Source organism: Frankia sp. CeCAU1 (assembly GCF_977971845.1).
In genome coordinates this window covers 31725-41558 of record NZ_CDWWXA010000011.1, presented here as the reverse complement: position 1 = coordinate 41558, position 9834 = coordinate 31725, and the positions used below count along the sequence as shown (strand labels likewise).

Below are 9834 nucleotides of genomic sequence, written 5' to 3'. Positions count from 1 at the left end.
GCGGCGCTCGGCCGCCGGCCGAGCTCAGGCCGGCGGCGTTCCCGACTCAGGACGGCGGGCCGGGTTTCGGGGCCCCTGCCGGTCCGACGGCCTCCCGCAGGCCCCGCGGAGTGACGAAGGAGACGAGCCGGGCCGAGTCCTGACCCAGCTCCGCCCAGCGCGTAACGGTCAGATCCTGGATGGCGAGTGCCGCCGTCGGAAACGTGGGGATCCGGTATCGCTCGGCCGGGGGCAGCAGGGCCACGGCCAGCGTGTGGATACCGGGATTGTGCCCGACGAGCATCACGCTGGGCACTCCGTCGTCGATCTCACGCAGCCGGTCCAGCAGGTCCTGCGCCTCGGCCAGATAGAGCCGGTCCTCGGTCAGGACCGGGACGTTCGGGGGGAGCGCATCCGCGAGGCCCTCGACGGTCTGCCGGGTCCGCAGCGCGGAGGAGCACAGAATGAGGTCGGGCGCGAGCTTGTTGTCCGTGAGGTAGCGCGAGATGAGCTCGCAGCCCCGCCGGCCCGATCCGGACAGCGGTCGATCGGCGTCGTGGATTGACCCTTCGGCCCAGTCCGACTTTGCGTGCCGCAGCAGAAGAAGGCGCCGCCGTGGTTTCACGAGCGAGCTCTCCGCCGTACGGGGAGGAAATCGACGGCGCGACGTCCGTCGCGTTCCAGCCGGAATTGCCGTTCCAGCCGGAGTTGCCGGGAATCCGTACCTGGCGTGGCGGGCGCGGAACGGCGAGCAGGACCGTGCAGGGCTGGTTCGATATAAAGTATGATATTCAGGGAAAAGAATTTTCCGGTGAATTTCCCAGGGTCTGTCTGTGGCAGCACGGCCCGGGGTTTCTTGCCGCCACCGCCCGGATCGTCGAATCCGGTCCCGCCGGGAGCCATACCCGTGCCCACCGCGCCCTCCCGCGTCCGGTCCCCGCGCCGCCGCGCCGCACGCCCCGCGGCGTGAGGTGATGACATGCAGACTGCCCAGGATGGGCCGGGTCCGTCAATGAGATATGGCCCGACCGGATAGCGAGGGCGTCGCGGCCGAGTCGTCTGGAACCATGATCCTGATCATCGCCGCCGATATCCGGGCAGATCGGCCGGCGTGAGGAGCCACCGCGTGACCAGGGGGGCGATCATCGCTGCGGGACGCGCCCGGGGTCACCGGGCGCGGTCCGCTCAGCTCGCGACCGACACGGACAGCAGCAGCCGGTCGGCGAAGACCAGGGCGTCGTTCGCGCTCAGCCGCCCGCGGGGGACGACGGAAGCACGCTCGTCCGAGGTCAGGCCGCCCCACACCCCGTGCTCTTCCTGACAGAAGATCGCGGTGGCCAGGCATGGGCGCTGCACCGGGCAGTCGGAGCAGATCTTGCGGGCCCGCCTCTCGGCCGCGGCCCGGGCTTTCGTGTTGCGGCCGTCCGGCGGGAAGAATGCGTCCGGGTCGCCGTCGCGGCAGGCCGCTTCCTGGCGCCAGTAGGCGGGCCAACCAGCTCCGAACGGCTGTGGCGGCAGATCACGGCCGGGAAGAACCGGGACGCCGGCGCTCATCGTGCACCGCCGGACACGTGGTGACACGCGGCGGACAGGGAGCTGAGCGTGGCGAAGCTTCGAGCGGGTAGCACGCTGGGCTGACTGGGCATACCGTCTCCTGCTGACGTTGCAAAGGCGGACACACTGCTTTTCCAGACCGCCGAATCCGGTGTTGCCTACACCCAGACAGGCAGGTCAACCTGGTCGAGCCGAGAAGCCCTCGGGCGTTCCGGGTGGAATCCGTCGACGCTGCCTTTTCGGTTGGCCTACCGTGGCCGGAGCTCCGCTCGGAAACGATCCCGTCTCGTCTCGTTAACCGAGGAACGTAGACGTCTCTCGACCGGATAGCAAGGGTTCCGGAACGCGGACGTCCGGGGCTCCGTACCGGCGTGTGCCGAGGTAGATGGTCACGCACCGTGCGCGTTCCGAGATGACTGCCGTCGGGCGGGATCGGTGTTGCCGTCGGTCGGGCTCGGTCGCCACGGCGGCCGGGTCCGGGCTCGCCGGGTACCGCCGGATGGGCGGGGAAGCGCTACTGGACAGCGGAAACAGCCTGTATGAAGATCGTTGCCGGATGACCGGTGCGGCCCGGGAGGGGCGTCGGTGGGGCATTGTCGATCAAGGTTGGAGCGGTACCCGGGTTCGATTGCGTACGGGTGACGATCCCGCGAAGGTCCGCTTACCCCGGTTCTCGGGGGATGATTTCGGTAGAGAAATGTGCGCAGAACCACATCCGATGCTTTTGCCGCTGCATGCGCCCCTGACCTCTGCGGGGTGCAGGGGCGGCGATGACGTGGCCGGCACGACCGGGATCCCCCGGGGGACCCCGGGTAGACCCCCTGGGTAAACCCGCCGGCCCGGTCGAAGCCGGTCGAAGCCGGTCGGGGCCTCGGCCGGGCCGGCGGGTCGCGGCGGTCAGCGGGCCGGGCAGGTGGGGAGTCCGGTCGCCGCCCAGCCGTGGAATCCGCCGATCACGTCGGTGGCGCGCCACAGGCCGAGCTGTCGCAACGAGTCGGCTGCGAGGCTGGAGGTGTAACCCTCTGAGCAGATCACGATGACCTGCAGATCGTCCCCCGTCGCCAGTGGCAGGCACGCGTCGCTGGTGGGGTCGAACCGCCATTCGAGGACGTTGCGCTCCACGATGACGGCGCCGGGGATCTCCCCCTCCGCGGCGCGTTGCGCCGCGGGTCGGATGTCGACCAGCACCGCGTCGCCGTTCTCGGCCAGGGCACGCGCGGCCTGCGCCGGTTCGAGTCGGTGCAGCCGGGACCGGGCCGCCGCGAGCATCGCGTCAATCCGGCTCGGTGGCGTGGCTGTGGCGTGCTCGGTTGCCGTCATGCGCCGCTCCCGGCCACCGCGTGGGTCGGAGCCCCGCGGTCGCCCCTGCCCGCCTCCATCGGCGCGGTGGCCGCGCCGATGGTGACGGCCGGGCCCAGGAGCGTCGCGGCTGCTGCGGCCGCGGGTGGGATCTCGACGGCACGCGGATCCTCTGCCCGGCCGCCATCGGCCGGCGCCGGCGCGAACCGCATCGACAGTTCCGGTGGGGAGTAGGCGTGGATCGTCGTCGCGACCTGCCGGCCGCGGTTGGCGACCCGGTGGATGTGGGTCGGGTCGAAGCCGACCACGGCCCCGGTCCCGTGCCGGTGCATCTGGGAGCTGGTCCAGCTCCGGTCGTACTGGTCCTCCTCCACGAAACCCTCGGCGACCGTCAGCGCCCCCAGCGCGCCGCCGTGATCGTGTACCTCCGTCTGCTGCCCCGGATACCAGCCGATCAGCCACACCTCCACGGTCGCGGAGAGCAGCAGCCGGGTGTACCACCGGCGGTCGGGACGGTGACGGATGACGGGACGCCAGACCTCGGGTGTCGCCGCGAGCGCGGCGGTCAGTTCGCACAGGGTCACCAGGTCGATGAGGCCCGGCTCATCGCTCAGGCACGAGGCCGGCACGAAGGGGTCTGCGAGGCGGGTGGGGTCGGCGATGAGGACCGGGTGGAGGAGGGGCACGGGTCACTCCCAAGGCGCGGGTGATGCCGGGACGCGGGTGGTGCCGGTGGCGTTCGCCGGCACACTGCCGGACACGGCCGGGCGGGGAGAAGCGGTGCCGCGCGCGAGACTGAGGCGCCAGGTCACCGCGTCGAATGAGCACGATGGTGATGTCCTGCCGGCGTTGGCCCGCCGCGACGCAGGCACGGAGCGCGACGGCGCGGAGCGGTGGAGATCACGGTGCGAACGGGCTGAGCGTGGCGTCGCGCGGCCGACGGATCGCCGGGGCGGGGCGACGGAACTGCCAGCTGGACCAGCCGATCAGCCAGCCAGGGACGGCAGGCGACGAGCCACCGGCGCCGCCGGTGGCGCCGCGGGAGGATGACGCTGGCTCAGGCCCGCCCGGTACACGCCGCGCTGACGACCCGGCTCAGATCCGTCACACGGTCGCGGTGCAGGAAGAGGTGGGGCACTGCCATGAACGACACTCTACGTTGGAGGTAGCCCGGCGCGTTATGGCCTCCCGAGACCCGGCCGGTGCCCGTCATGGCGTTCCGCCCGCTGCTCCACGGAGTGGGTGTTTGCCGGATATCCTGCATGGCAGGCAATCCTTCCGCCTGGGCAGGCGCCCGCGTCACCCTGCTGGAGCGAGGGACCGGAAATGAGGTGCCACGCGCGGTGGTTTTCGTCGAATTCCGTCGATACCCGGACGAAGGTTCGGTCATTGCCCTGGACCAGGGCCTGGGCCGATGAGCGGACCCGTCCCCGATGTCGATCGCGCGCGGCTCGAACAGCTTCTGATCCAGCTCTCCGAGCAGGTGAACGAAGTGGCGTCCGTGCAGACCCGGATGCGTGGCCTACTCGACGCGGTCGTCGACGTGGCCCGGGAACTGAGCCTGCCGGTCACCCTGCGCCGGATCGCGCAGGCCGCCTGCCAGCTCGTGGGGGCCAAGTACGGCGCCCTCGGGGTGATCGGCGACGACGGGGAGATCTCGGAGCTTATCCACGTGGGCTTCCCTGACGAGGTGCCCACCATGATCGGCAGGCTTCCCGAGGGGCGCGGCCTGATCGGGGAGAGTCTGCGCCACCCGCGGCCGTTGCGGGTGGCCGACGTCGCCCGTCATCCCGTCGCGATCGGGTTTCCCAGCGGGCACCCGCGGTTCGACACCTTCCTCAACGTCCCGATCATGGTGCGGGGCGCGGCGTTCGGAACGCTGTTCCTCGGCGCGAAGCGCGGCGGCGGCGAGTTCACCCAGGAGGACGAGGACCTGGCGTGCGCGTTGGCGGCCGCGGTCGGTTTCGCGATCGAGAACGCGCGGCTGTACGAGGAGACCAGGCGCCGGCAGGCCTGGCTCTCGGCCAGCGCGGAGATCACGACCGCGCTGCTGTCGGTTGCGGAGCCCGAGAAGGCGCTCGACCTCGTGGCCCGGCGGGCCCGTCAGGCGACTGCGGCCCGGCTCGCCGCGATCCTCGTCCCCGACGAGGTCGGCCTGGTGGTCGGGGTTGTCGACGGGGAGGGGGACGACGACCTGCGGGGCCGGGTCTTCGCCGACAACCGCCGCCTGAACGAGGCCATGCGCACCGGCCGGGCCGTGCTCGTGCCCGTCGACTCCCCGGGCGGTCCGCTGTTCGGCGCGGACCATGCCGACCTCCCGGTGAAGGTCGGCATGGTGGTGCCGCTGATGGCGGGTGGCCGGGCGCTGGGCATCCTTGTCCTCGGCTCGGGTGGGCGTTCGGCCTCCTTCGGTGGTCTGGACCTGGAGATGGCCGCGGCTTTCGCCGGGCAGGCCGCGCTCACCCTCGAACTGGCCCGGGTGCACCGCGACCGGGAGCGTCTGGCTGTCTTCGAGGAACGGGACCGCATCGCTCGGGACCTGCACGATGTCGTGATCCAGCGGTTGTTCGCCACCGGTCTGCACCTGCAGAGCCTCGCCCGGGCCGTGGACAGCCGGGCGGCCGAGCGGCTGGACGCCGCCGCCGGCGAGCTTGACCAGACCATCTCCGACATCCGTCAGACGATCTTCTCGTTGACCTCCAACGCTGCTGAGGAGACCGATCTGCGCGCCGAGATCCAAGCGGTCATCGCCCAGGCCGAACGGGCCCTGGGGATCACCCCGACGGTCCGGCTGGACGGACCGATCGACCGCGGGGTCCCCGCGGCCATCCGCCCGCACATGCTCGCGGCGCTGCGCGAGGCGTTGTCCAACATCGCCCGCCACGCGCGGGCCTCCCGGATCCACGTGTTGCTGCGGGTCACCGACGCCGACCTCCTGGTCGAGGTGCGCGACGACGGCCGCGGCCCTGGCAAGGCCTCGCGCAGCAGCGGGCTGGCCAACCTGCGACACCGTGCGCTCGACCTCGGCGGCCGGATGGAGTTCGGCCCGGGAGCGGGCGGCGTCGGCACCACCATGACCTGGCAGGTTCCAGTGATCGCGCCGTTGCCCGAGCTTCGCGTGCACTCCGGCGAGGGACGGGGCGTCCTCGGTTAGCGGGTGCGGCGGGGCTGCGGGGAACCCCGGGCCTCAAGAGCCTCAAGAGCCTCAAGAGCCTCAGGGGTTCAGCCTGGTGGCGAACACCGCGGCCTGGGTCCGGCTCTCCAGCCCGAGCTTGGACAGCATGCTGGAGACGTAGTTCTTCACGGTCTTCTCGGCGAGGAACATCCGGCTGGCGATCTGGCGGTTGGTGAGCCCCTCCGCGATCAGCCGGAGGATGCGCCGCTCCTGGTCGGTGAGCCCGGAGAGCCGTTCGTCCTCGGCCGGTCCCTCCCGCAGCCGCACCAGGACCCGGGGCGTCACCGCGGGATCGAGCAGGGACTTGCCCGCCGCCACCTGGCGCACCGCGTCCACGAGGGCGGTTCCCCGGATCTGCTTGAGAACGTAGCCGGCCGCGCCCGCCATGATCGCTGTGAAGAGCGCCTCCTCGTCGTCGAACGAGGTCAGGATGAGGCAGGCGATCCGTGGATCGCTCGACCGGACCTGCCGGCAGACCTCGATACCGCTGCCGTCCTCCAGGCGTGCGTCCAGCACCGCGACGTGGGGCTGGAGAGCCAGGATCCGGGCGACCGCCTCATCGGCCCGCCCGGCCTCCCCGACCACCTCCACATCGGGTTCGTCGGTGAGGAGATCCCGCAGCCCGCGACGCACCACCTCGTGGTCGTCGAGAAGAAACACCCGGATGGTTCCGGTGATCGACGCAGGCCCCGGTACGTCACCGACTCCGGAACCGTCCGCCAGTTCGTCTGACACCGTTGACTCCGCCCGACCCTGACGCCGTAGAAGACCGTCGCTGTTGTCACCTGCAGCAAGCAGAATATAACGCTCGCTGTTGGAGGCGGTGATCTCGACCGCACGGAAGCGGTGTCGTGCGTCTCGGCGGATGCCATTCGGCGAACCCGTGAACGCCGGTTCCGGCCTCATCTGAAAAGGGTAGGTCCGGGTGTGGCGCCCGCCGAAGTCCGGCGAGGCGTAATCGAGCGACTTCATGATGTGATTACGCCAGGTCGCGATTGGCGTGCCGACGGCGGATGCAGAGTCGTCCGCGAGCCCGGAGGTTTCGTCTGCTCCCCGGCGCGGCGCTGCGGCCCGTTGGTCGTAGCAGGGGAACCTCGATCGGGGCCGTCCAGTGTTTGTATCGTATGTCCGCCATGTGGCAAAAAGCACCCCGCTGCGTAGCGCATCCGATCCGTCCGTCAAGATGCAGTTCTCGCCCTCAGGTGCCGGCGCCATTCTCCGGGGTCGGCCGATCATGGGCGTCTTCGGCACAGCGGCAGACAGAGATCGAAGGAAAGGACGTGCGGTCGTGCGATGGGGTAGGGGCGACGTGGCGACCACCACGGTCGCGGCGAGGATCGCGACGCTTCTGACGGAGCAGGCCGGCGGCGAGGCGCTCACGGATCCGCGGCTCGCCGCGGCGGCCAGCCGTTCCTGGACGCTGACGGAGACGATCGACTCCGCCGGGTCCGTTACCTGTCGGGTGACCACGGCCGTCGTCGCGGCCGTTGTCGCGGGCGCCACCGCGACGGCCTCCGAGGTCCCCGTGGTGACGGGACCGCAGCCGGATCCGACCCTGTCGTACGAGCAGCTCGTTCGCTACCGTGACGCCCTGCTCGCCGCGGACTTCGCCGTTCAGGAGGTCTTCGAGGACTGGCGGACGGTTGCTCTCGACGTGTGGGTCGCGGAGGAGGCGGAGGATGCCGCTCCGGCCGACCTGCCCGAGGCGACCGGTGAGGCCGGTGAGGCTGTCGAGGCCGGTGAGGCTGTCGAGGCCGGTGAGGCCGCCTTCTCGACCGCCGTGGACTCGCAGCTGGCCGTGGACTCGCAGCCCGCGCAGGTCGCCTCGACAACCGGGGAACAGCCCGTCAGGCCCGCAGCGGAGGCGGAGGACGAGGACGAGGACGCGCCGGTCGTGACGGGTAGCCGGAAGCGGCCCGGCCGGAGGTCGGCCGACGCAGGCCGTCCGCGAGCCCGGCGCGGTCTGTTGCGACGTCGTGTTCCCGCCGGGAAAGCCGTGGCCGTGGCATCCGCGGCCGACACGGGCGGCTGCGACGCCGCCGTCGCGGCCGAGGCTGCCGACTCCACCACCCCCGACTCCATCGTCGGCGGGTCGTCGGCGTCCTGATGCCGGACCGCCGGAGTGCCTGACCGCCGGGCGGACCTTCGCGGCTTCGGGACTACTCGACGGTCGTGACGGTCGCCGCCGTGACGGTCGCCGTCGCGGCGTCCACGTCCGGCAGGTGCCGGCGGGATGCCGCGACGGTCAGGCCGCGGAAGGCCGGGATCGCTCAGTAGGGGCGGCGGTGGCGGGCCGACGAGTTCCCCGTGCCGCGAATCCAGCCGTGTTGGGGCACCCGGAGCGGCGTCCCGGGGCCGGCGGCTCGCAGCCGGCTGATGAACGGCATGACGAGCAACGCGCCGACCGCGAAGCCGACTACATGTGCTCCGTACGCCACGGTACCGCCGTCGGCGACGCCGAATCCGGTGAAGTAGATGTACTGCAACGCGAACCAGAAACCGAGGACGATCCAGGCCGGCAGCCAGAACGGCAGAAAGAACAGGACGGAGACCAGGCCGATGACGCGGGCCCGTGGGAAGAGCACCAGATAGGCCCCCAACACGCCGGCGACCGCGCCGGAGGCGCCGATCAGGGTGTTCGTCGACCCACCCTCCAACAGGGCGAAGCCGTACCCGGCGGCGTATCCGCAGACCAGGTAGAACAGCGGGTAGAGCAGCCTGCCCATGCGATCTTCAATGTTGTTGCCGAAGACCCCGAGGAACAGCATGTTGCCGATCAGATGAAGCCAGCTTCCATGCAGGAACATCGAGGTCAGCACCGACAGCACCGGGATCTTGTCGAAGCTGGGCGGTGATTCCACGATGCATCCCGGGTTGCCGGCCGCATCCACCCCGACCCGGCCGGAGTTCGCGGCGGTGAGCTGCGCATTGTGCACCAGTTCCCACGGGATCGCGCCCCACTCCTGAAAGAACCGCTGCTGCTCACAGATGTTCTGTGCCGCCGACGTCTCCGTGCCGGCGACCGAGCTGACCACCGGTTCGAAGAAAACGAAGATCACCACGTTCGCCGCGATGAGCAGCCAGGTCACGACCGGGCGGCGGCGCAGGGGATTGATGTCGTGAATCGGGATGACCACACTGACATCCTGCCCGATGCGCCTGGGCAACTACTCCTACCTGGCACTCCTAGCCGACGATCAGCCAGAGGCCGTCGGCCTCCGCCTCCGCCGCGAAGATCACACCGGGGCGATGCCGCCGCCGGGAAACTTGGCCTCACCCTGGCCGAGGGGCCGGTCGACCGAGACGGCGAACCATGGAAGGCGAACCATCCGCACTACCTCACTTCACAGTTCCTGGCATCCTCGCGATACTGCCGTGGGCTGGAAGGCAATCCGTACGAGGACGGGGGCGTCAACCAGCTGGAGCACGCGCCAGACCGCCGAGCAAGCACGGCGGTCTGGCGCGGATGCCGATGTCGTCGCTGCGGCGCTTCTGCACGACATCGGTCGTGCCCCTGGCGTCGCCGCCGCCGACGTCACCTTCGATGATGTCATCATGATGCGCGTCCGCTTGACCAATAGCGCCCATCTCGAGGAGTTCAACACGGTCTATGCGATCTGGGTCAAGGACCCCTCCCGGCCCGGACCACCGTGTGCGTCGACCTGCCCCGTGACTTCCTCGTCCTCGTCGAAGCGCTCGCCGTCCTCGACGCCGCCGACTGAGTGGGGGTAGCCGCGAGTTGGACTCCTGTCGGGTTGGGGTTCGAGGGCAGGACGGGCGGGTGACGAGCTCGGGCGGGTGACGCAGTGGTGTGAGACCGCAGTTGT

Annotated in this window: 9 protein-coding genes; 2 read left to right on the top strand and 7 right to left on the bottom strand. The window is 70.4% G+C overall.

Translation table 11 applies throughout. From position 1 onward, the window contains the following. Positions 1–46: 46 nt before the first annotated feature. The 4 genes from AC08OO_RS03990 to AC08OO_RS03975 all read right to left on the bottom strand — a co-directional run bounded on the left by AC08OO_RS03990 (position 47) and on the right by AC08OO_RS03975 (position 3518). Positions 47–604, bottom strand: coding sequence for a SixA phosphatase family protein (locus tag AC08OO_RS03990; RefSeq protein ID WP_476608275.1), 558 nt, complete (start codon positions 602–604; stop codon positions 47–49). A 560-nt stretch (positions 605–1164) separates the two neighbouring features. After that, on the bottom strand, positions 1165–1533 hold the full coding sequence (locus AC08OO_RS03985; RefSeq protein ID WP_476609063.1) for a WhiB family transcriptional regulator: 369 nt from the start codon (positions 1531–1533) through the stop codon (positions 1165–1167). An 897-nt stretch (positions 1534–2430) separates the two neighbouring features. Further along, positions 2431–2853 (bottom strand): rhodanese-like domain-containing protein, encoded by a 423-nt coding sequence (locus AC08OO_RS03980; RefSeq protein ID WP_011435922.1) that lies wholly within the window; start codon positions 2851–2853, stop codon positions 2431–2433. Beyond that, a complete protein-coding gene (locus AC08OO_RS03975) occupies positions 2850–3518 on the bottom strand; it encodes a cysteine dioxygenase (RefSeq protein ID WP_476609064.1) in 669 nt (222 codons plus the stop codon). Before AC08OO_RS03975 ends, AC08OO_RS03980 begins: the two co-directional genes overlap by 4 nt. A gap of 728 nt (positions 3519–4246) precedes the next feature. Between AC08OO_RS03975 and AC08OO_RS03970 the strand changes: the two genes are divergently transcribed. Next, on the top strand, positions 4247–5986 hold the full coding sequence (locus AC08OO_RS03970) for a GAF domain-containing sensor histidine kinase (protein WP_476618247.1): 1740 nt from the start codon (positions 4247–4249) through the stop codon (positions 5984–5986). A gap of 60 nt (positions 5987–6046) precedes the next feature. Here AC08OO_RS03970 and AC08OO_RS03965 read toward each other — a convergent pair whose 3' ends face one another. After that, complete coding sequence (locus AC08OO_RS03965; protein WP_476608377.1) at positions 6047–6742, bottom strand: response regulator; 696 nt, start codon at positions 6740–6742, stop codon at positions 6047–6049. 553 nt (positions 6743–7295) lie between these two features. On the opposite strand from AC08OO_RS03965, the gene AC08OO_RS03960 reads away from it, so the two are divergent. Continuing rightward, on the top strand, positions 7296–8114 hold the full coding sequence (locus tag AC08OO_RS03960) for a hypothetical protein (protein WP_476618246.1): 819 nt from the start codon (positions 7296–7298) through the stop codon (positions 8112–8114). A gap of 163 nt (positions 8115–8277) precedes the next feature. Here AC08OO_RS03960 and AC08OO_RS03955 read toward each other — a convergent pair whose 3' ends face one another. Then, entirely contained in the window at positions 8278–9144 is an 867-nt protein-coding gene (locus AC08OO_RS03955; protein WP_476608082.1) for a rhomboid family intramembrane serine protease, read from the bottom strand. 274 nt (positions 9145–9418) lie between these two features. Continuing rightward, a complete protein-coding gene (locus AC08OO_RS03950) occupies positions 9419–9595 on the bottom strand; it encodes a hypothetical protein (RefSeq protein WP_160172382.1) in 177 nt (58 codons plus the stop codon). Positions 9596–9834 lie beyond the last annotated feature (239 nt).